Source organism: Nocardia cyriacigeorgica (assembly GCF_010858045.1).
Lineage (GTDB): Bacteria > Actinomycetota > Actinomycetes > Mycobacteriales > Mycobacteriaceae > Nocardia > Nocardia cyriacigeorgica_E.
In genome coordinates this window covers 1-232 of sequence record NZ_JAAGVC010000442.1, presented here as the reverse complement: position 1 = coordinate 232, position 232 = coordinate 1, and the positions used below count along the sequence as shown (strand labels likewise).

Annotated in this window: 1 protein-coding gene; it reads right to left on the bottom strand. The window is 70.3% G+C overall.

The window, feature by feature from the left end:
- Nucleotides 1–15: 15 nt before the first annotated feature.
- Nucleotides 16–232: hypothetical protein (locus GV790_RS30395; protein ID WP_218586512.1), on the bottom strand; the 217-nt coding region annotated here is incomplete at its 5' end.

The window sequence follows — 232 nt, the reverse complement described above, 5'->3', positions numbered from 1 at the left end:
TTCTCGGGCCCCGAATCACCGTTGAACGCCTCGGTGTTCAGCGCGGCCGCCGCCGCGGCGCTGCTGGCGCTGTCGCCGGAACGCGCGCACGTACTCAGCGTCGATCATCTCCGCCGCGGCCGTCCACCGCATCGCGACCCCGAGCAGCAGTGCGACGCCGAGTACCGCTTCGGCGGCAGTCGAGGTCCAGGCGGTGATGTCGACCAGCAGTTCGGGCATATACGGCGCCAGA